Origin of the sequence: Clostridium sp. 1001275B_160808_H3 (genome assembly GCF_015550425.1) — a bacterium.
Taxonomy (GTDB): Bacteria; Bacillota; Clostridia; order Clostridiales; family Clostridiaceae; genus Clostridium.
In genome coordinates, this window is the sequence record NZ_JADNAT010000014.1 from 29,213 (window position 1) to 50,411 (window position 21,199).

Consider the following 21,199-nt stretch of genomic DNA (forward strand, 5'->3'; position numbering starts at 1 on the left):
TAAAGGAGGATTTTACAATGGCAAAGCAAAAATTCGAAAGAAGTAAACCACACGTAAACATTGGAACAATCGGTCACGTTGACCACGGTAAGACAACTTTAACAGCTGCAATCACAACAGTATTAGCAAACAGAGGATTAGCAGAATCATTCAAATATGATGAAATTGATAAGGCTCCAGAAGAAAAAGAAAGAGGAATCACTATCAATACAGCACACGTTGAGTACCAAACAGAAAACAGACACTATGCTCACGTTGACTGTCCAGGACATGCTGACTATGTTAAGAACATGATTACAGGAGCTGCTCAAATGGACGGAGCTATCTTAGTTTGTTCAGCAGCAGACGGTCCAATGCCTCAAACAAGAGAACACATACTACTAGCATCAAGAGTTGGTGTTGACTACATAGTTGTTTTCTTAAATAAGGCAGATATGGTAGACGACGAAGAATTATTAGAATTAGTTGAAATGGAAGTTAGAGAATTATTATCAGAATACAACTTCCCAGGAGATGATATTCCAGTAATAAAGGGTTCAGCTTTACAAGCATTAGAAAACCCAACAGATGAAAAAGCAATCGCTCCAATTCTTGAGTTAATGGAAGCTGTAGATAGCTACATCCCAACTCCAGAAAGAGCAACAGATAAGCCATTCTTAATGCCAGTAGAAGATGTATTTACAATCACTGGTAGAGGAACAGTTGCTACAGGAAGAGTTGAAAGAGGAGTTCTTCACGTAGGAGACGAAGTAGAAATCGTTGGATTATCAGAAGAAAGCAGAAAAGTAGTAGTAACAGGAATAGAAATGTTCAGAAAGTTACTAGACGAAGCGCAAGCTGGAGACAACGTTGGAGTTCTTTTAAGAGGAGTTCAAAGAACTGACATCGAAAGAGGTCAAGTTTTAGCAAAAGTTGGATCAGTTAAGCCACACAAGAAATTCGTAGGTCAAGTATACGTACTTAAAAAAGAAGAAGGTGGAAGACACACTCCATTCTTTGATGGATACAGACCACAATTCTACTTCAGAACAACAGACGTTACTGGTTCAATCAAGTTACCAGAAGGAATGGAAATGGTTATGCCAGGAGACCACATTGACATGAACGTTGAATTAATCACTCAAGTAGCAATGGATGAAGGATTAAGATTCGCTATCAGAGAAGGTGGAAGAACTGTAGGTTCAGGAGTTGTTACTAGCATAATCGAGTAATATGAGTTCTTAATATATATGTAGGGACTGGGTTTCATTACCTAGTCCTTTACAAAGGCATATATATTGACATAATACGTGTTTTATGATAATGTGTTTAGGTAATTAACGAAATTAATTTAACATAAAGTAGTAAGGTTTTATATTATTTACGGTAAACTGGAGGTGCAGACTGTGAGAGTAAAGATAACTTTAGCATGCACAGAGTGTAAGCAAAGAAATTATAATTCAATGAAAAATAAGAAAAATAACCCAGACAGATTAGAAATGCATAAATACTGCAAGTTCTGTAAAAAACATACACTTCATAAAGAAACTAAATAATTAGCTAATATAGTAGTGACACATACTCACAAAGATTAAGGATGTGAAGTAATGGCTGTTAAGGAAAATGTAAATTTAACTAAGAACTCACCTAATAAAGGTGGCATATTTAAGTTTTTTAGAGAGGTTAAGGCAGAAGTTAAAAGAATAACTTGGCCTTCTAAAAATGACACTAAAAAGGCGTTAATTGCAGTTGGCGTAGTTGTGCTAATATATATAGTATTAGTGGGCGGGTTAGATTATATTTTTCAAAACCTCTTTGAATTCATTTTTAAACTAAAATAAGGAGGTTTAGGTGTTAATCACCTATAAGAAAATATGAGCGAAAGAGCAAGATGGTATGTTGTACACACATACTCAGGCTACGAAAACAAGGTTAAAGCGAATCTTGAAAAAACCATTGAAAATAGAAATCTTCAAAGCTTACTTCAAGACATTCAAGTGCCTATGGAAGAGGTTGTAGAAGAAAAAGATGGGAAACAAAAGATTTCTCTTAAAAAGAAGTTTCCTGGATATGTGTTAGTAAAGATGCTAATGACAGATGAGTCATGGTATGTGGTTAGAAATACTAGGGGTGTAACAGGATTTGTTGGCCCAGCTTCTAAACCAGTTCCCCTTACAGATGAAGAAATTGAGTCTATGGGAGTTCAAGAAACACCTGTAGAAATAGATTTAGAAGTAGGGGAAAGCGTAAGAGTTATCTCTGGTCCTTTAAGGGAATTTGTAGCTATAATACAAGAGATAAATCTAGAAAAGCGCAAAATAAAAGCATTAATTGATATGTTCGGTAGAGAAACTCTAGCTGAACTAGAATTTACACAAGTTGAAAAATTAGTTTAATATAAGCTAATGTTTTAATAAAGTGGGAGGACTAAGGTCCGTATTACCACAGTATAGGAGGAATAATACATGGCTAAGAAAGTAACAGGAATGATCAAACTTCAACTTCCTGCAGGTAAGGCGACACCAGCACCACCAGTAGGACCAGCATTAGGTCAACATGGTGTTAATATTATGGGATTCTGTAAGGAGTTCAATGCAAAGACTGCTAACCAAGCTGGATTAATAATTCCAGTTGTTATAACAGTTTACCAAGATAGATCTTTTAGTTTTATACTAAAAACTCCACCAGCAGCAGTTCTTATAAAGAAGGAATTAGGAATCGAAAGTGGTTCAGGAGTTCCAAACAGAACTAAAGTTGGTAAGTTAACTAAGGATCAAGTAAGAAAAATTGCTGAATTAAAGATGCCTGACTTAAATGCAGCTACAATCGAAACTGCTATGAGCATGATCGAAGGTACTGCAAGAAGTATGGGAGTAACTATTGAAGAGTAATTCGTAAAAAAGTGGGAGGTAAAAACCGCTAACACCACAAAGGAGGCATATTATGGGAAAGAATTATATTGAAAGCGCAAAATTAATAGATAAGAGTGCATTATACACTCCATCTGAAGCTTTAGATTTAGCAGTAAAGACTGCAAAAGCAAAGTTTGATGAAACAATAGAACTACATGTTAGATTAGGGGTTGACCCAAGACATGCAGATCAACAAGTTAGAGGAGCTGTTGTTCTTCCAAATGGAACAGGTAGAACTGTAAGAGTTTTAGTGTTTGCAAAGGGAGAAAAAGCTAAAGAAGCTCAAGAAGCTGGAGCAGATTTCGTAGGAGCTGAAGAATTAGTTCAAAAGATCCAAAGCGAAAACTGGTTTGACTATGATGTAGTAGTTGCTACACCAGATATGATGGGTGTTGTAGGTAGAATCGGTAGAGTTTTAGGACCTAAAGGATTAATGCCAAACCCAAAATCAGGAACAGTTACATTTGATGTTGCTAAGGCAATAGCTGAAATAAAAGCTGGTAAAGTTGAATATAGAGTTGATAAAACTGCTATAGTTCACTGCCCAATTGGAAAGAAATCATTTGGAGTTGAGAAGTTACAACAAAACTTCCATGCTTTAATGGATGCTTTAATCAAGGCTAAACCAGCAGCTGCTAAGGGACAATACGTTAAGTCAGTATCTGTTTCAAGCACTATGGGTCCTGGAGCAAAGGTTAACCCAACAAAAGTTTTAGATTAGTATTGACAAACAGAAAGTTATGTTGTAAAATATAATCTGTTGTTAAAGAGAATACTGATTCCAAAGACAGTAGGTGCCGAAAGGTTTAAATAATTGCCTACCGAGGAATACCAAGGTAAGTAATTATTTGGTCTTCCTATGTCTATGGGAAGGCCTTTCTTAATATAAATTTGCAGTTAAAAAACTGTGAGGAGGTGGACACACAGTAATGAACAAGAATAGACAAATTAAAGAAGCTAAAGTTGCTGAGATTAAGGAAAAATTAGAAAAAGCTCAAGCGATCGTTTTAGCAGACTATCAAGGTTTAACAGTTGAAGAAGATACAGCTTTAAGAAAAAATTTAAGAGAAGCAGGTGTTGAGTATAAGGTTTATAAGAATAACCTTGTAACATTAGCTGCTAAGGAATTAGGAATTGAAGGTCTTGATTCATACTTAGAAGGACCGGTTTCTATAGCATTCGGATATGAAGATGCTACTGCTCCAGCAAGAGTATTACATACATTTGCTAAGGATCACAAGAAATTAGAATTAAAAGCAGGTATGGTAGAAGGAACTTTATATAATAAAGCAGAAGTTGAACAACTTGCTACAATACCATCAAAAGAAGTTCTTATCGCAAAACTTCTTGGAAGCTTCAAAGCTCCATTATCAAACGTTGCATACTTATTAAATGCAATTAAAGAAAAAAAAGAATCAGAATCAGCTGAATAATAACTGATAAAAATTTGGAGGTGCAATTAAAATGACAAGAGAAGATATAATTCAAGCTATAAAAGAAATGACTGTTTTAGAATTAAACGAGCTAGTTAAAGCTTGTGAAGAAGAATTTGGTGTAAGTGCTGCTGCTCCAGTAGCAGTTGCAGGAGCTGTTGCAGGTGGTGCTGCAGCTGCAGAAGAAAAGACTGAATTTGACGTAGTTTTAGCTAACGCTGGATCACAAAAGATCAAAGTTATCAAAGTTGTTAGAGAATTAACTGGATTAGGATTAAAAGAAGCTAAGGAAATAGTTGATGGAGCTCCTAAGACATTAAAAGAAGGCGTATCAAAAGAAGAAGCTGAAGACATGAAAGCTAAATTAGCTGAAGTTGGAGCTGAAGTAGAAGTTAAGTAATTAACTTTTAAATTGAAAAAGGTGCTGTTAAAGGCACCTTTTTAATTGTCTAAATGAAACTATATAAAATATCAGATTCCTGGGATACTTTATATAGTTTTATATAAAATCTACTTGAAATGTAGGAAATTATAGATTAACATAAGTTATACAATAAAATAATTGACATTAAAAGAATAGTATGATAGTATCATTTAATGTACTATTCAATATGGGTAGGTATATATTCATATGAAAAAAATGTATAATCGAACAAAAGATGGTTATACTAATAAGTGATGCTATCCGAAAGCATAAGTCCTTAGGGAAAGTGTGCTTTTGGTTATTTTAGTTTTATACAAGGGGTGAAAATTCATGGTACATCCTGTCCAAGTCGGAAAAAGAACTAGAATGAGTTTTGGTAAAGTTAAAGATGTAACTGAAATGCCAAATCTTATTGAGGTACAATTAGATTCATATCAATGGTTTTTAAAGGAAGGTCTTCATGAAGTTTTTGAAGACATTAATCCTATTACAAACTTTACGGGAAATCTTGTTCTTGAGTTTGTAGATTATAAGCTTGATATGGATAATATTAAGTATTCAGTGGAGAAGTGTAAAGAGAGAGATGCTACTTATGCTGCACCACTAAAGGTTTCTGTAAGATTACAAAACAATGAAACTGGAGAAATTAAAGAACAAGAAGTGTTTATGGGTGACTTCCCATTAATGACAGAGCAAGGAACTTTCATCATAAATGGTGCTGAAAGAGTTATTGTAAGCCAATTAGTAAGGTCACCAGGTGTTTATTACAGTTTTAATGTTGATAAAACTGGTGAAAAATTATATTCATCAACAGTTATTCCAAATAGAGGAGCATGGTTAGAATACGAAACGGATTCTAACGATATTATTTATGTAAGAATAGATAAAACAAGAAAACTTCCTATATCTATTTTAGCAAGAGCTATGGGATTCGGAAGCGATCAAGAGCTTTTAGACTATTTTGGAGAAGATGAAAGATTTAAAGCTACAATAGAAAAAGACAATACTAAGACTAAAGAAGAAGCTTTATTAGAGATATATAAAAGATTAAGACCAGGTGAACCACCTACGGTTGATAGCGCTATATCTCTTATAGATTCATTATTCTTTGATCCAAAGAGATATGACTTATCAAGAGTTGGTAGATATAAGTTTAATAAGAAGTTAGCTTTAAACTTAAGATTAGTTAACCAAGTTGCAGCTACAGACATAGTTAATCCTCAAACAGGAGAAATTATGGTAGAGCAAGGTAAAAAGATTAGTAGATCTCTTGCTGAGGAAATTCAAAACGTTGGTATAAACTCAGTTGATATATTAGTTGAGGATAGAGTGGTTAGAGTAATTGGTAACCATTTTGTTGATATTAAGAATTTTGTATCATTTAATATAGAAGATTTAAATATCAGAGAACTTGTTCACTATCCAACATTAAAAGAGATACTAGATAACTATGATGATGAAGACACTATAAAAGAAGAAATAAAGAAAAACTTAAATAGACTTATTCCTAAACATATAATAAGAGATGATATATTTGCAACTATAAGTTACGAATTGGGATTACCATATTCAGTAGGTTATGTTGATGATATAGATCACTTAGGAAATAGAAGATTAAGATCAGTAGGTGAATTACTACAAAATCAATTCAGAATTGGTTTATCAAGAATGGAAAGAGTAGTTAAAGAAAGAATGACTATTCAAGATCAAGAAGCTATAACACCTCAAATGTTAATTAACATAAGACCTGTTGCAGCTGCTATTAAAGAATTCTTTGGTAGTTCACAATTATCACAATTCATGGATCAGGTAAATCCATTATCAGAATTAACTCATAAGAGAAGATTGTCAGCTTTAGGACCAGGAGGTCTTTCAAGAGAAAGAGCTGGTTTCGAAGTTAGAGACGTTCACCATTCTCATTATGGTAGAATGTGTCCTATAGAAACTCCAGAAGGACCAAATATAGGTCTTATTAACTCATTAGCTACATATGCTAAAGTTAATGAATATGGATTCATAGAAACTCCTTATAGAGTTATTGATAAAGAAAAAGGTATAATTACAGACGAAATAAGATACTTTACAGCTGATGAAGAAGATTTATATCTTGTAGCACAAGCTAAAGAGCCTATTGGAGAAGATAGAAAGTTTATTGATAGCAGAGTTACTGTTAGAAGTAAGCATGATATATTAGTAGTTAATGCTGATGAGGTTGATTTAATAGACGTATCACCAAGACAAATAGTATCAGTAGCTACAGCTATGATACCATTCCTTGAAAATGACGATGCTTCAAGAGCTCTTATGGGATCAAACATGCAACGTCAAGCGGTTCCATTATTAAAACCTCAAGCGCCAGTAGTTGGTACTGGAATAGAATTTAAAGCAGCAGTAGACTCTGGAGTTCTTCCAAAGGCTAGAAATGCGGGTAAGGTAGTTTACGTAAGTTCTAATGAAATCAGAATTAAGAGAGATGTAGACGGCGGAATAGATACTTATAATCTTCTTAAGTTCAAGAGAAGTAACCAAGGTACATGTATAAACCAAAGACCTTTAGTAGATAAAGGTGAAATAGTGTTTAAGAACCAAGTGTTAGCTGATGGTCCATCAACTGATTTAGGGGAAATAGCATTAGGTAAAAACATTAGAATGGGCTTCATAACTTGGGAAGGATATAACTACGAAGATGCTATGCTTATTTCTGAAGAACTAGTTAGAGAAGATGTATTTACTTCAATTCATATAGAAGAATATGAGTGTGAAGCTAGAGATACAAAGCTAGGACCTGAAGAAATAACTAGAGATATTCCAAACGTAAGCGAAGATGCATTAAAGGATATAGATGACAGAGGAATAATAAGAATCGGAGCTGAAGTTAGATCAGGTGATATCCTTGTAGGTAAAGTTACACCTAAGGGAGAAACTGAATTAACAGCGGAAGAAAGATTATTAAGAGCTATATTTGGAGAGAAAGCTAGAGAAGTAAGAGATACTTCATTAAGAGTACCACATGGGGAAGCTGGAATAATAGTAGATGTGAAAGTATTTACTAGAGAAAACGGTGATGAATTAAACCCAGGTGTAAATGAACTAGTTAGATGTTATATAGCTCAAAAGAGAAAAATCTCTGTTGGAGATAAGATGGCAGGACGTCATGGTAATAAAGGGGTTATCTCAAGAGTATTACCAGAAGAAGATATGCCATTCTTACCAGATGGTAGACCATTACAAATTTGCTTAAACCCATTAGGGGTTCCATCACGTATGAACATCGGTCAGGTACTAGAGGTTCACTTGGGATGGGCAGCAAGTCAATTAGGATGGCATATAGCTACTCCTGTATTTGATGGTGCTACTGAAAAAGACATTGAAGAATGCTTAGAGAAAGCAGGATACAATGCGAATGGAAAAACTGTTTTATATGATGGTAGAACAGGAGAAGCTTTTGATAATGAAGTAACTGTTGGAATAATGTATATCTTAAAGCTAGCTCACTTAGTTGACGATAAGATCCATGCAAGATCAACAGGTCCATACTCATTAGTAACTCAACAACCACTTGGTGGTAAAGCACAATTCGGTGGTCAAAGATTTGGAGAAATGGAAGTTTGGGCTTTAGAAGCGTATGGAGCAGCTCATACACTACAAGAAATATTAACTGTTAAATCAGATGATGTTGTAGGTAGAGTTAAAACATATGAAGCTATTGTTAAAGGTGAAAACATACCTGAACCTGGAGTTCCAGAATCATTTAAGGTTCTAATTAAAGAACTTCAAGCTTTATGTTTAGATGTAAAAGTGTTAAATGATGAAAAAGAAGAAGTTAGACTTAAAGAATTTGCAGAAGAAGATATGGAAGATTTAGAAGTTAACATTGAAGGAACAGAAGATGTTGTTTCAGAAGATGTTAATGTAGATGATAGTTATACAATATCAGAGGAAGAAATTGATGAAGATGTTGAGTTTGATAACTTTGCGTTAGATGGATTCCATGAAGAAGACTTAGAACTTGATGATTTTGTAAATGATGAACACTAAATTTGAAGGGAGGATATACCCTTGTTTGAATTGAATAATTTTGATGCTATACAAATAGGTTTAGCTTCACCTAGCCAAATAAGAGAATGGTCAAGAGGAGAAGTTAAAAAACCTGAAACTATAAACTATAGAACTTTAAAACCAGAAAGAGACGGTCTATTCTGTGAAAGAATATTTGGACCTATTAAAGATTGGGAATGTCATTGTGGTAAATACAAGAGAGTTAGATATAAGGGAATAGTTTGTGACAGATGTGGAGTTGAAGTTACAAAAGCTAAAGTAAGAAGAGAAAGAATGGGGCATATTGAACTGGCTGCCCCAGTTTCTCACATTTGGTACTTTAAGGGAATTCCATCAAGAATGGGATTACTTTTAGATATGTCACCAAGAGCTTTAGAAAAAATATTATACTTTGCTTCATATGTAGTAATAGATCCTAAAGAAACACCATTATTAAAGAAACAACTTCTTAACGAAAAAGAATATAGAGAAGCTGTTGACAAATATGGTGAAGAAAGCTTTATAGCTGGAATGGGAGCTGAAGCTGTTCAAGAGCTACTTGGAGAAATTGATTTAGAAGGTCAATCTAAGGAGCTTAAAGAAGAATTAAAAACAAGTACTGGTCAAAAGAAAGTTAGAATCATAAGAAGATTAGAAGTTGTTGAATCTTTTAGAAAATCAGGTAATGATCCAAGATGGATGGTTATTAATGTTATACCTGTAATTCCACCAGATTTAAGACCGATGGTTCAATTGGATGGGGGAAGATTTGCTACTTCAGACTTAAATGATTTATATAGAAGAGTTATAAATAGAAATAACAGATTGAAGAAGCTTTTAGACCTAGGTGCTCCAGACATAATTGTTAGAAATGAAAAGAGAATGCTTCAAGAAGCAGTAGATGCACTTATAGATAATGGTAGAAGAGGAAGACCTGTTACAGGACCTGGAAATAGACCACTTAAATCATTATCAGATATGCTTAAAGGTAAGCAAGGTAGATTTAGACAAAACTTACTTGGTAAGAGAGTTGACTACTCAGGTAGATCAGTTATCGTTGTAGGACCTGAGTTGAAGATGTATCAATGCGGACTTCCAAAAGAAATGGCTTTAGAGTTATTTAAACCATTTGTAATGAAGAAGTTAGTTGAAGATGGAGTAGCACATAATATAAAGAGTGCTAAAAGAATGGTTGAAAGAGTAAATAATCAAGTATGGGACGTACTTGAAGAAGTAATTACTGATCATCCAGTTTTACTAAACCGTGCTCCTACTCTACATAGATTAGGAATTCAAGCATTCCAACCAATATTAGTAGAAGGTAGAGCTATAAAACTACACCCACTTGTATGTACTGCGTATAATGCTGACTTCGATGGAGACCAAATGGCGGTTCACGTTCCATTATCAGTTGAAGCACAAGCAGAAGCAAGATTCTTAATGCTTGCAGCAGGAAATATAATGAAGCCTTCAGATGGTAAACCAGTTTGTGTACCTACACAAGATATGGTATTAGGATCATATTATTTAACTATGGATAAAACTGGAGCTAAGGGTGAAGGTAAAGTTTTTGCTTCAAAGGATGAAGCTATAATGGCTTACGAAGTAGGCGAAATAGCAATTCATGCTGAGATTAATGTAAGAATGTTTAAGGAAATTAATGGAGAAAAGAAATCAGGAATAATAAAAACTACAGTTGGTAAGATAATCTTTAATGAATCAATTCCTCAAGACTTAGGTTTTGTAGATAGAAGTAATAAAGATGAAGAATTCAACTTAGAAGTAGATTTCTTAATAACTAAAAAGTCATTAGGTAAGATAATCGATAAATGCTATGCAGTGCATGGTCCAACAAATACATCAATAATGCTTGATAAAATCAAAGCTTTAGGTTATCACTATTCATCAATTGGAGCTGTAACAGTAGCTGCTTCTGATATGATAGTACCAGAAGCAAAATATACACTACTTAAAGAAGCAGATGAAACTGTTGATAAGATTGAAAAGATGTATAAGAGAGGTTTCATATCAGAAGAAGAAAGATATGAAAGAGTTATTGAAAAATGGACTAAAACAACAGAAGATGTTGCGGATGCACTTATGAATAGTTTGGATAAATTTAATCCAATATTCATGATGGCCGACTCTGGAGCCAGAGGATCTAAGTCTCAGATTAAGCAATTAGCTGGTATGAGAGGACTTATGGCGAGTCCAACAGGTAAGATTATAGAATTACCAATCAGAGCTTCATTTAGAGAAGGTCTTGAAGTGGTAGAGTACTTTATATCTACTCACGGAGCTAGAAAGGGTAATGCCGATACAGCTCTTAAGACAGCTGACTCTGGATACTTAACAAGAAGACTAGTTGACGTATCACAAGATGTTATCGTAAGAGAAATAGATTGTGGAACAACAGAAGGTATCTATGTTTCAGAAATTAAAGAAGGTAATGAAGCGATTGAAGGATTAGCAGAAAGACTTTATGGTAGATATACAGCTGAACCAATAATTCATCCAGAAACTGGTGAAGTTATGGTAGAAGCTGATCAATATATGGAACTTGATGTTGCAGAAAAAGTAGCAGCAGCAGGTGTTAAGAAAGTAAAAATTAGATCTGTATTTACATGTAAGTGTAAAGTTGGTGTATGTTCTAAGTGTTATGGCATGAACATGGCGACAGCGCAAAAGATCAATATAGGTGAAGCTGTTGGTATAATCGCAGCACAATCAATCGGGGAACCAGGAACTCAGCTTACGATGAGAACATTCCATACAGGGGGAGTTGTTGGAGCCGATATTACACAAGGTCTTCCTAGAGTTGAAGAATTATTCGAAGCTAGAAAACCTAAAGGATTAGCTATAGTAAGTGAAATAACTGGTACAGTTAGAGTTGAAGAAACGAAGAAAAAGAGAACTGTATTTGTAATGGCTAACGATGGAGAAGAACGTAGTTATGAAATACCATTTGGTTCAAGACTAAAGGTATCTGATGATGACTCTATTGAAGCTGGGGATGAGATTACTGAAGGTTCAGTAAACCCTCATGATATAGCTGCAATTAAGGGTATAGATGGAGCTAGAAAATATCTATTATCTGAAGTTCAAAAAGTTTATAGACTTCAAGGTGTTGATATCAATGATAAGCACTTAGAAGTAGTTGTTAGACAAATGACTAGAAAAGTTAAAGTACTAGATTCAGGAGATACTGATCTATTACCAGGAACTATGATAGATATGTTCGACTTCGAAGAAGAAAATGCAAGAGTAAGAGAATTTGGTGGAGAAGAAGCTAAAGGCGAGCAAGCATTACTTGGTATAACTAAGGCTGCATTAGCAACAGATAGTTTCCTATCAGCTGCATCATTCCAAGAAACAACAAGAGTTCTTACAGAGGCTGCTATTAAAGGAAAGATAGATCCTCTAGTAGGTCTGAAAGAAAATGTTATTATTGGTAAGTTAATACCAGCAGGTACTGGAATGATGAGATATAGGAATGTAAAGCTAGATGTTGAGGACGTTTTAGTGGAAAATGACACTTTAGAATCAATTGAATAATACATTGCAATTTTATTGACATGTGTATGCTTAAATGATAAAATACGAATTGTGTGATTTTAAAGCTACACTACAATATAATTGTCTACATGAATTCATGGAGGCAAGGTCATGAACTGAGCCTCTATGAACTTTTATATAGGGAGTGGTTTCATGATAGATAACATTGTAGGAAATAAATTAATAGGTATAAAACAATGTACTAAGTCTATTAAAAATGGAACTGGAACTGTTTTATATGTAGCTAAAGACGCAGAAATTAATTTGACTAAATCATTAACAGATTTAGCAATTGAAAAAAATGTAAAAATTATTTACATTGACACAATGAAAGAATTAGGAAAAATGTGTAGTATAGATGTTAAAGCATCAGCAGTACTAACTTTAGAATAATTCATTAATAAGCTTTTATCTTAAATATTAGATATATAGATAAAAAAATTTCAGGAGGTGAAAAAATGCCAACTATTAGCCAATTAGTTAGAAAAGGCAGAAAAACTGTTATCAACAAGTCAACAGCACCAGCACTTAACGAGTGTCCACAAAGAAGAGGAGTTTGTACAGTTGTTAAAACAACAACTCCAAAGAAGCCTAACTCAGCTTTAAGAAAAATAGCAAGAGTAAGACTTACAAATGGATTCGAAGTTACTGCATACATTGGTGGTGTAGGACACAACTTACAAGAGCACAGTGTTGTTCTTATAAGAGGTGGTAGAGTTAAGGACCTTCCTGGTGTTAGATACCATATCGTAAGAGGAGCACTTGACTGTGCTGGAGTAGCTAACAGAATGCAAGGAAGATCAAAGTACGGTGCTAAAAAGCCGAAGGCAAAAAAGTAGTTTAAAATAATAAGCTACGCTAGTGCTTGTCTTCAGCATTTACATAGATTTATAAATTAAGTTTATATAGATGAAGAAGTAAAGCACTTTACGGCAATGTTTAATTGCAGAGTACCAATGAACTTAAATTTATTATGTTAAGGAGGGAAGAAAAGTGCCAAGAAAAGGACATATCGCAAAGAGAGATGTATTACCAGATCCAATGTACAACTCAAAAGTTGTTACAAAGTTAATAAACAATGTAATGGAAGATGGTAAAAAAGGAGTAGCACAAAAAATATGCTACGACGCGTTTGAAATAATGGCGCAAAAAACAGGTAAAGATGCTTTAGAAGTATTTGAAGAAGCTATGAATAATGTAATGCCTTTATTAGAGGTTAAAGCTAGAAGAATAGGTGGTGCTAACTACCAAGTTCCTATAGAAGTAAGACCAGAAAGAAGACAGACTCTAGGAATCAGATGGATGCTAGATGCTGCTAGAAAAAGAGGCGAAAAAGTAATGGCTCAAAGATTAGCTGGAGAATTAATGGATGCAGCTAATAATACTGGAGCAGCTGTTAAGAAGAGAGAAGATACTCATAAAATGGCTGAAGCAAACAAAGCATTCGCTCATTACAGATACTAATAAACAAACTGTTTTGGCTTCTGCCAAAGCAGTTTTGTCGAATCTAAAATTACTCGTTGAGAGGAGGACATACAAATGGCTAGAAAATATCCGTTAGACAAATTCCGTAACTTTGGAATAATGGCTCACATAGATGCTGGTAAAACTACAACTACTGAGCGTATATTATTCTATACTGGAAGAAGCCACAAAATTGGAGAAGTTCATGAAGGAGCAGCTACAATGGACTGGATGGTTCAAGAACAAGAAAGAGGTATAACAATTACTTCTGCTGCTACAACATGTTCATGGAAAGGTCATGAATTAAATATTATAGATACTCCAGGTCACGTAGACTTCACAGTTGAAGTTGAAAGATCATTAAGAGTTCTTGATGGAGCTGTTACAGTTCTAGATGCAAAAAGTGGGGTTGAACCTCAAACTGAAACTGTTTGGAGACAGGCGGACAAATACGGTGTACCAAGAATGATATACGTTAATAAGATGGATGCTACAGGTGCAGACTTCTTTAGATGTATAAACACTGTAAGAGATAGATTGAAAGCTAATGCAGTTCCAATACAAATTCCAGTTGGATCAGAAGATCAATTCAAAGGAATGGTAGATTTAATAACTAATAAAGCTATTATGTTCTATGATGATCTAGGAAAAGATGTTAGAGAAGAAGAAATTCCAGCAGATTTAGCTGATCAAGCTGAAGAATACAGAATGGCTATGATTGAAGCTATAGCTGAAACTAACGAAGAATTAATGGAAAAATACCTTGAAGGTGAAGAATTAACTGTAGAAGAGTTAATGACTGGTTTAAGAAAAGCTACTATAGCTAATGAAATAGTTCCATGTATCTGTGGTTCATCTTACAAGAATAAAGGTGTTCAACAAATGATCGATGGAGTTGTTGCATTCCTTCCATCACCTTTAGATATTCCTGCAGTTAAAGGTATATCTTTAGAAGGTGAAGAAGATTCAAGAGAAGCTTCAGATGAAGCTCCAATGTCAGCTTTAGCATTTAAGATAGCTACTGACCCATTCGTTGGAAAGCTTGCATTCACTAGAATTTATTCAGGAGTTATGCAAAGTGGAACTTACGTATTAAACTCAACAAAGGGTAAGAAAGAAAGAATAGGAAGACTTGTTAAGATGCATGCTAATTCAAGAGAAGAAGTTGAAGCATTAGAAGCAGGTGAATTAGGAGCAATTATTGGATTAAAGAATACTACAACAGGAGATACTCTTTGTGTAGAAAGCGATCCAATAATATTAGAAGCTATGGAATTCCCAGAACCAGTTATATCTGTAGCTATAGAGCCAAAGACAAAAGCTGGTCAAGAAAAGATGGGATTAGCATTAGCTAAGCTTGCTGAAGAAGATCCTACTTTCAGAACTCATACTGATCAAGAAACTGGTCAAACAATAATTGCTGGTATGGGTGAACTTCACTTAGAAATCATCGTTGACAGATTAACTAGAGAATTCAAAGTTGAATGTAACGTTGGAGCACCTCAAGTTGCTTACAAAGAAACAATTAGAAAAGCTGTTAAAGCTGAAGCTAAATATGCTAAGCAATCAGGTGGTAAGGGTCAATATGGTCACTGTGTGATTGAAATGGAACCTACTGAAGGTGAATATGTATTTGAAAATGCTATCGTTGGAGGAGCTATTCCAAGAGAATATATTCCAGCTATAGATAACGGTATTCAAGAAGCAGCTAAAAATGGTATTATAGCTGGATACGAAACTATTAACTTCAAAGTTAAGTTAGTTCACGGTTCATACCATGAAGTTGACTCATCTGAAATGGCGTTTAAGATTGCTGGTTCTATGGCATTTAAGAATGCTATGACAAAAGCAGACCCAGTATTACTTGAGCCAATGGAAAAGGTTGAAGTTACAGTACCAGAAGAATACATGGGAGATGTAATGGGAGATCTTAACTCAAGAAGAGGAAGAATAGAAGGTATGGAAGCTATAAACGGAGCTCAAATTATCAGAGCTATGGTTCCACTTTCAGAAATGTTTGGATATGCAACTACTTTAAGATCAAGAACTCAAGGTAGAGGTACTTATTCAATGGTATTCGATCACTTCGAAGAAGTTCCTAAGAGTGTTCAAGAAAAAATTAAGAGTGAAAGAAACTAATTCACTTTAGTTATAAATATAAAGAATGTTGCTCATAATTAAACTATGAGCAACATTACAAAATATAAATTTAAGTATTATTAAATAATATAAGGAAAATTTATATAAGTATAGAAAAATCGAACTAAATTAGATATAATAACTAAGAAGGTTCATATAATTAATTTCCATAAAGGAGGATTTTACAATGGCAAAGCAAAAATTCGAAAGAAGTAAACCACACGTAAACATTGGAACAATCGGTCACGTTGACCACGGTAAGACAACTTTAACAGCTGCAATCACAACAGTATTAGCAAACAGAGGATTAGCAGAATCATTCAAATATGATGAAATTGATAAGGCTCCAGAAGAAAAAGAAAGAGGAATCACTATCAATACAGCACACGTTGAGTACCAAACAGAAAACAGACACTATGCTCACGTTGACTGTCCAGGACATGCTGACTATGTTAAGAACATGATTACAGGAGCTGCTCAAATGGACGGAGCTATCTTAGTTTGTTCAGCAGCAGACGGTCCAATGCCTCAAACAAGAGAACACATACTACTAGCATCAAGAGTTGGTGTTGACTACATAGTTGTTTTCTTAAATAAGGCAGATATGGTAGACGACGAAGAATTATTAGAATTAGTTGAAATGGAAGTTAGAGAATTATTATCAGAATACAACTTCCCAGGAGATGATATTCCAGTAATAAAGGGTTCAGCTTTACAAGCATTAGAAAACCCAACAGATGAAAAAGCAATCGCTCCAATTCTTGAGTTAATGGAAGCTGTAGATAGCTACATCCCAACTCCAGAAAGAGCAACAGATAAGCCATTCTTAATGCCAGTAGAAGATGTATTTACAATCACTGGTAGAGGAACAGTTGCTACAGGAAGAGTTGAAAGAGGAGTTCTTCACGTAGGAGACGAAGTAGAAATCGTTGGATTATCAGAAGAAAGCAGAAAAGTAGTAGTAACAGGAATAGAAATGTTCAGAAAGTTACTAGACGAAGCGCAAGCTGGAGACAACGTTGGAGTTCTTTTAAGAGGAGTTCAAAGAACTGACATCGAAAGAGGTCAAGTTTTAGCAAAAGTTGGATCAGTTAAGCCACACAAGAAATTCGTAGGTCAAGTATACGTACTTAAAAAAGAAGAAGGTGGAAGACACACTCCATTCTTTGATGGATACAGACCACAATTCTACTTCAGAACAACAGACGTTACTGGTTCAATCAAGTTACCAGAAGGAATGGAAATGGTTATGCCAGGAGACCACATTGACATGAACGTTGAATTAATCACTCAAGTAGCAATGGATGAAGGATTAAGATTCGCTATCAGAGAAGGTGGAAGAACTGTAGGTTCAGGAGTTGTTACTAGCATAATCGAGTAATAATTTCTATAAGATAATATAAATTAAAATAAAACTGTGATCACATTCAGAGAGCAAGGGGACGCCCTTGCTCTCTTTTTATTATGTAAAGAAAAATATAATAAAAAAAATACGCAATATGAAGTAATAAATGAAGTATCTAGTTATAGTTGATATCTTTAATATTTAATAAATTAATATTTAATAAATTAATATAACGAAAACTAATATAGTAACAATTAGCAAGGAATATACTTAAATTTCCTTGTAAATGATTAATATATTGTAATTAGTTAAGAATTATAATAAGGAAAAATGTTCGCCAAAAATTACAAGAAAAAATGTGTTGATAAAATGTAAAAACAAATATAAAATATATTTACGAAAGAGATCATATTTTAAAGATAGCACTTAAATATACTTTAAAATTTATCAAAAAAGGCCAAAAAACTCTTGAAAAGGCTATGTAAACATAGTATAATAAAGAAGTTGTATAGCAAACAGCGATGAGTCAGGAGGTTGCCGGACTTCCGGGTTAATTCTTGATGAGTATGTTAGGATCTAGAATCCAACGACAGGGGTTTTGTAAAGCCATGTGATTAAGTATGAAACACGTGGAACAGTTTATAGAACATCCGCTGTTGTGCGTTAGAAGTAAAGCGTACATGAAAAGGAGGGAAACCAAGATGTCAAAACAAAAAATAAGAATCAGATTAAAGGCTTTTGATCACAATATATTAGATCAATCAGCTGAAAAAATTGTTGAAACAGCAAAATCAACAGGAGCTAAGGTTGCAGGTCCAGTACCACTACCAACTGAAAAAGATGTTGTTACTATATTAAGAGCTGTTCACAAATACAAAGATTCAAGAGAGCAATTCGAAATCAGAACACACAAGAGATTAATCGATATAGTTAATCCATCACCAAAGACTGTTGATGCATTAATGAGATTAAACTTACCAGCAGGTGTGGATATCGAAATAAAGCTATAGTTAATACTTATTAAATAAACAGTTTGAACGGTTATGATTGTTAAACAATCCGCTAATACGTTTAGGAGGTGTAAATACATGAAAAAAGCTATATTAGGAAAGAAAATAGGAATGACTCAAATTTTCGATGCAAACGGAAAAGTAGTTCCTGTAACAGTAGTAGAAGCTGGCCCATGTGTTGTTGTTCAAAAGAAAACTATCGAAAAAGATGGTTATGAAGCAATACAAGTAGGTTTTGGAGATGTTAGAGAAAAGTTAGTTAACAAGCCAAAGAAGGGACACTATGCTAAAGCAGGAGTTTCATTAAAGAGAAAATTAAAAGAGTTCAGATTAGAAGATTGTTCAGCTTATGAAGTTGGTCAAGAAATAAAGGCTGATTTATTTGAAGCTGGAGATAAAATTGATGTATCTGGAGTTTCTAAAGGTAAGGGATTCCAAGGTGTTATCAAGAGATGGAATGCTAACAGAGGACCAATGAGTCACGGTTCTAAGTTCCACAGAGCAGTAGGTTCAATGGGTGCTTCATCAGATCCATCAAGAACTTTCAAGAACAAGAATATGCCAGGACATATGGGAGCTGTTAACACAACAGTATTAAACTTAGAAGTAGTTAAGGTTATAGCTGAAAAGAACTTAATACTAATCAAGGGTGGTATCCCAGGACCTAACAAAGGTACAGTAGTAATAAGAAACGCAGTTAAAGCTTAATTTCTGTAGAAAGGAGGAAACAGGATGCCTACAGTAGGATTATTTAATCAAGAAGGAAAACAAGTTGGAGATATCCAATTAAATGATAATGTGTTCGGAGTTGAAGTTAACACTGATGCTATGCATCAAGTTGTTGTTGCTTTATTAGCAAACAAGAGACAAGGAACTCAATCAGCTAAGACAAGAGCTGAGGTTAGAGGAGGCGGAATCAAGCCTTGGAGACAAAAGGGAACTGGTAGAGCAAGACAAGGTTCTATTAGAGCTCCACAATGGATCAAAGGTGGTATAGTATTCGCACCAAAACCAAGAGACTATAGAATGTCAGTACCAAAGAGCATGAGAAGAGTAGCTATGAAATCTGCATTAACTAGCAAGGTTCAAGACGGACAAATGGTAGTGTTAGAAACATTAGCATTCGAAGCTCCAAAGACTAAGAAAATGGTTGAAGTTTTAAAAGCATTTGATGCAAAGAAAACTTTAATAGTAACTGGAGAATCAAATGAAGTACTTTACAAATCAGCTAGAAATATTGCTGATGTACAAATCATGCCAGTTAACAACATCAATGTTTATGATTTATTAAAGTTTGAGAAATTAATCATAACTAAGGATGCTGTATCAAAAATCGAGGAGGTGTACGCATAATGACAAGCTATGATATAATAAGAAAGCCTGTTATCACTGAAAAGAGTATGACTGCTATGGCAGACAAAAAGTACACTTTCATAGTTCAAATTAATGCAAACAAGGTTCAAATCAAGAAAGCTGTAGAAGAAATCTTCGGCGTTAAGGTTGAAAAAGTTCAAACAATAAGAACTATGGGAAAAACAAAGAGAATGGGCGTACATGTAGGAAAGAGAGCAGACTTCAAGAAGGCTGTTATCACTTTAACAGCAGACAGCAAGAATATAGAATTCTTTGAAGGAATGCAATAACGCAAATAAAGCGTATTATTGGTACATAAGTACCAGAGAAGCTTAAAGTAAGGAGGGAATTTACATGGCAGTTAAAAAGTTTAGACCAACTACCCCATCAAGAAGAGAAATGACAATGGCTACTTTTGAAGAAATTACAACAAGTACACCTGAAAAATCACTTCTTGTTTCTTTAAACAAAACTGGTGGTAGAAATGCTCAAGGTAAAATAACTGTTAGACACCACGGTGGTGGAGCTAAGAGAAAATATAGAATAATAGATTTCAAGAGAAATAAGGATGGTGTTCCTGCAAAGGTTGCAACAATAGAATACGATCCAAACAGAACAGCATACATTGCATTAGTTGTATATGCTGATGGTGAAAAGAGATATATAATTGCTCCAGTTGGATTAAAAGTTGGAGATGTTATAGTTTCAGGACCAGACGCTGATATTAAAGCAGGTAATGCTCTTCCATTAAAGAACATACCAGTAGGTACTTTCGTTCACAACGTTGAGTTACAAGTTGGTAAGGGTGCTCAAATGGTAAGATCAGCTGGTACTACAGCACAATTAATGGCTAAAGAAGGAAACTATGCAACATTAAGATTACCTTCAGGCGAAATGAGATATGTAAGAATCGAATGTAGAGCTACAATCGGAACTGTATCAAATACTACTAACGATATAATCAATATCGGTAAAGCAGGTAGAAAGAGACACATGGGATGGAGACCTACAGTTAGAGGTTCTGTAATGAACCCTAATGATCACCCTCACGGTGGTGGTGAAGGTAGATCACCAATCGGTAGACCAAGTCCAGTTACTCCATGGGGTAAACCAGCACTTGGATACAAGACAAGAAAGAATAAGAAGTATTCTGACAGATTCATAATAAAGAGAAGAAACGATAAGTAGTATGAAGAGAATCTAAATTTCTCTTCATGGCTTGTCAGCCTATAGATTATGAAGGGAGGCAAATTATAGTGAGTAGATCAACAAAAAAGGGGCCTTTTGTACATGAAGGACTTTTAAAGAAAATTGAAGAAATGAATGCTAGTGGAGATAAGAAGGTTGTTAAAACTTGGTCAAGAAGTTCAACAATATTCCCACAAATGATTGGTCATACAATTGCTGTTCACGATGGAAGAAAGCATGTTCCAGTTTTCGTTAGCGAAGACATGGTTGGACACAAGCTTGGTGAGTTCGCATTAACAAGAACTTACAGAGGACACGATTATGACGAAAAAGCAGCAAGAAAAAGAAAGTAATCCCGG

Annotated in this window: 21 protein-coding genes and 1 other annotated feature; all 21 genes read left to right on the plus strand. The window is 34.6% G+C overall.

The genetic code is table 11. The features are described 5' to 3' along the window. The first annotated feature begins 17 nt into the window (after nucleotides 1-17). Entirely contained in the window at nucleotides 18-1,211 is a 1,194-nt protein-coding gene (gene tuf, locus I2A75_RS11695) for an elongation factor Tu (RefSeq protein WP_195264663.1), read from the plus strand. A gap of 174 nt (nucleotides 1,212-1,385) precedes the next feature. Then, a complete protein-coding gene (rpmG, locus tag I2A75_RS11700; RefSeq protein WP_008681213.1) occupies nucleotides 1,386-1,535 on the plus strand; it encodes a 50S ribosomal protein L33 in 150 nt (49 codons plus the stop codon). Between the two features lie 51 nt (nucleotides 1,536-1,586). Continuing rightward, nucleotides 1,587-1,820, plus strand: a complete 234-nt coding sequence (gene secE / locus I2A75_RS11705) for a preprotein translocase subunit SecE (RefSeq protein ID WP_195264665.1) — start codon at nucleotides 1,587-1,589, stop codon at nucleotides 1,818-1,820. A gap of 33 nt (nucleotides 1,821-1,853) precedes the next feature. Then, nucleotides 1,854-2,375: a transcription termination/antitermination protein NusG gene (gene nusG, locus I2A75_RS11710; protein ID WP_195264667.1), complete on the plus strand. Its 522-nt coding sequence runs from the start codon at nucleotides 1,854-1,856 to the stop codon at nucleotides 2,373-2,375. 69 nt (nucleotides 2,376-2,444) lie between these two features. Further along, a complete protein-coding gene (gene rplK / locus I2A75_RS11715) occupies nucleotides 2,445-2,870 on the plus strand; it encodes a 50S ribosomal protein L11 (protein WP_008681208.1) in 426 nt (141 codons plus the stop codon). 52 nt (nucleotides 2,871-2,922) lie between these two features. Further along, a complete protein-coding gene (rplA, locus tag I2A75_RS11720) occupies nucleotides 2,923-3,612 on the plus strand; it encodes a 50S ribosomal protein L1 (RefSeq protein WP_008681207.1) in 690 nt (229 codons plus the stop codon). A gap of 42 nt (nucleotides 3,613-3,654) precedes the next feature. Next, nucleotides 3,655-3,782 (plus strand) — a sequence feature (ribosomal protein L10 leader region). A gap of 38 nt (nucleotides 3,783-3,820) precedes the next feature. Beyond that, nucleotides 3,821-4,324, plus strand: coding sequence for a 50S ribosomal protein L10 (gene rplJ, locus I2A75_RS11725; protein ID WP_195264669.1), 504 nt, complete (start codon nucleotides 3,821-3,823; stop codon nucleotides 4,322-4,324). Nucleotides 4,325-4,355: 31 nt separating this feature from the next. Then, nucleotides 4,356-4,724: a 50S ribosomal protein L7/L12 gene (gene rplL, locus I2A75_RS11730; protein WP_195264671.1), complete on the plus strand. Its 369-nt coding sequence runs from the start codon at nucleotides 4,356-4,358 to the stop codon at nucleotides 4,722-4,724. A 354-nt stretch (nucleotides 4,725-5,078) separates the two neighbouring features. Next, nucleotides 5,079-8,786, plus strand: a complete 3,708-nt coding sequence (gene rpoB, locus I2A75_RS11735; protein WP_195264673.1) for a DNA-directed RNA polymerase subunit beta — start codon at nucleotides 5,079-5,081, stop codon at nucleotides 8,784-8,786. A gap of 21 nt (nucleotides 8,787-8,807) precedes the next feature. Then, a complete protein-coding gene (rpoC, locus tag I2A75_RS11740; protein ID WP_195264675.1) occupies nucleotides 8,808-12,341 on the plus strand; it encodes a DNA-directed RNA polymerase subunit beta' in 3,534 nt (1,177 codons plus the stop codon). Nucleotides 12,342-12,494: 153 nt separating this feature from the next. After that, nucleotides 12,495-12,734, plus strand: coding sequence for a ribosomal L7Ae/L30e/S12e/Gadd45 family protein (locus I2A75_RS11745; RefSeq protein WP_195264676.1), 240 nt, complete (start codon nucleotides 12,495-12,497; stop codon nucleotides 12,732-12,734). Between the two features lie 65 nt (nucleotides 12,735-12,799). Then, complete coding sequence (gene rpsL / locus I2A75_RS11750; RefSeq protein ID WP_008681201.1) at nucleotides 12,800-13,180, plus strand: 30S ribosomal protein S12; 381 nt, start codon at nucleotides 12,800-12,802, stop codon at nucleotides 13,178-13,180. Nucleotides 13,181-13,334: 154 nt separating this feature from the next. Further along, nucleotides 13,335-13,805, plus strand: coding sequence for a 30S ribosomal protein S7 (gene rpsG / locus I2A75_RS11755; protein ID WP_111928710.1), 471 nt, complete (start codon nucleotides 13,335-13,337; stop codon nucleotides 13,803-13,805). 75 nt (nucleotides 13,806-13,880) lie between these two features. Beyond that, nucleotides 13,881-15,944, plus strand: a complete 2,064-nt coding sequence (gene fusA, locus I2A75_RS11760; RefSeq protein ID WP_195264678.1) for an elongation factor G — start codon at nucleotides 13,881-13,883, stop codon at nucleotides 15,942-15,944. A gap of 187 nt (nucleotides 15,945-16,131) precedes the next feature. Beyond that, on the plus strand, nucleotides 16,132-17,325 hold the full coding sequence (gene tuf / locus I2A75_RS11765; RefSeq protein WP_195264663.1) for an elongation factor Tu: 1,194 nt from the start codon (nucleotides 16,132-16,134) through the stop codon (nucleotides 17,323-17,325). Nucleotides 17,326-17,990: 665 nt separating this feature from the next. After that, nucleotides 17,991-18,299 carry a 30S ribosomal protein S10 gene (gene rpsJ / locus I2A75_RS11770; protein WP_008681195.1) on the plus strand — a complete coding sequence of 103 codons (309 nt, stop codon included), beginning with the start codon at nucleotides 17,991-17,993 and terminating at the stop codon, nucleotides 18,297-18,299. Between the two features lie 78 nt (nucleotides 18,300-18,377). Then, nucleotides 18,378-19,007, plus strand: a complete 630-nt coding sequence (gene rplC, locus I2A75_RS11775; RefSeq protein WP_195264680.1) for a 50S ribosomal protein L3 — start codon at nucleotides 18,378-18,380, stop codon at nucleotides 19,005-19,007. A gap of 24 nt (nucleotides 19,008-19,031) precedes the next feature. Beyond that, a complete protein-coding gene (gene rplD, locus I2A75_RS11780; protein WP_195264682.1) occupies nucleotides 19,032-19,652 on the plus strand; it encodes a 50S ribosomal protein L4 in 621 nt (206 codons plus the stop codon). Further along, nucleotides 19,652-19,942 (plus strand): 50S ribosomal protein L23, encoded by a 291-nt coding sequence (rplW, locus tag I2A75_RS11785; RefSeq protein WP_008681192.1) that lies wholly within the window; start codon nucleotides 19,652-19,654, stop codon nucleotides 19,940-19,942. The genes rplD and rplW overlap by 1 nt, the downstream gene beginning before the upstream one ends. A 64-nt stretch (nucleotides 19,943-20,006) precedes the next feature. Next, complete coding sequence (gene rplB / locus I2A75_RS11790; RefSeq protein WP_195264684.1) at nucleotides 20,007-20,840, plus strand: 50S ribosomal protein L2; 834 nt, start codon at nucleotides 20,007-20,009, stop codon at nucleotides 20,838-20,840. Between the two features lie 68 nt (nucleotides 20,841-20,908). Continuing rightward, nucleotides 20,909-21,193, plus strand: a complete 285-nt coding sequence (gene rpsS, locus I2A75_RS11795) for a 30S ribosomal protein S19 (protein ID WP_136006846.1) — start codon at nucleotides 20,909-20,911, stop codon at nucleotides 21,191-21,193. The last annotated feature ends 6 nt before the right edge of the window (nucleotides 21,194-21,199 follow it).

What these genes read in the sequence shown, in the direction of transcription:
- secE (WP_195264665.1), top strand. Translation starts at nt 1,587, where the DNA reads ATGGCTGTTAAGGAAAATGTAAATTTAACTAAGAACTCACCTAATAAA.
- tuf (WP_195264663.1), top strand. Translation starts at nt 18, where the DNA reads ATGGCAAAGCAAAAATTCGAAAGAAGTAAACCACACGTAAACATTGGA.
- rpsJ (WP_008681195.1), top strand. Translation starts at nt 17,991, where the DNA reads ATGTCAAAACAAAAAATAAGAATCAGATTAAAGGCTTTTGATCACAAT.
- rplL (WP_195264671.1), top strand. Translation starts at nt 4,356, where the DNA reads ATGACAAGAGAAGATATAATTCAAGCTATAAAAGAAATGACTGTTTTA.
- fusA (WP_195264678.1), top strand. Translation starts at nt 13,881, where the DNA reads ATGGCTAGAAAATATCCGTTAGACAAATTCCGTAACTTTGGAATAATG.
- rplB (WP_195264684.1), top strand. Translation starts at nt 20,007, where the DNA reads ATGGCAGTTAAAAAGTTTAGACCAACTACCCCATCAAGAAGAGAAATG.
- rplC (WP_195264680.1), top strand. Translation starts at nt 18,378, where the DNA reads ATGAAAAAAGCTATATTAGGAAAGAAAATAGGAATGACTCAAATTTTC.
- rplA (WP_008681207.1), top strand. Translation starts at nt 2,923, where the DNA reads ATGGGAAAGAATTATATTGAAAGCGCAAAATTAATAGATAAGAGTGCA.
- rplD (WP_195264682.1), top strand. Translation starts at nt 19,032, where the DNA reads ATGCCTACAGTAGGATTATTTAATCAAGAAGGAAAACAAGTTGGAGAT.
- tuf (WP_195264663.1), top strand. Translation starts at nt 16,132, where the DNA reads ATGGCAAAGCAAAAATTCGAAAGAAGTAAACCACACGTAAACATTGGA.
- rplW (WP_008681192.1), top strand. Translation starts at nt 19,652, where the DNA reads ATGACAAGCTATGATATAATAAGAAAGCCTGTTATCACTGAAAAGAGT.
- nusG (WP_195264667.1), top strand. Translation starts at nt 1,854, where the DNA reads ATGAGCGAAAGAGCAAGATGGTATGTTGTACACACATACTCAGGCTAC.
- rplJ (WP_195264669.1), top strand. Translation starts at nt 3,821, where the DNA reads ATGAACAAGAATAGACAAATTAAAGAAGCTAAAGTTGCTGAGATTAAG.
- I2A75_RS11745 (WP_195264676.1), top strand. Translation starts at nt 12,495, where the DNA reads ATGATAGATAACATTGTAGGAAATAAATTAATAGGTATAAAACAATGT.
- rplK (WP_008681208.1), top strand. Translation starts at nt 2,445, where the DNA reads ATGGCTAAGAAAGTAACAGGAATGATCAAACTTCAACTTCCTGCAGGT.
- rpoB (WP_195264673.1), top strand. Translation starts at nt 5,079, where the DNA reads ATGGTACATCCTGTCCAAGTCGGAAAAAGAACTAGAATGAGTTTTGGT.
- rpsL (WP_008681201.1), top strand. Translation starts at nt 12,800, where the DNA reads ATGCCAACTATTAGCCAATTAGTTAGAAAAGGCAGAAAAACTGTTATC.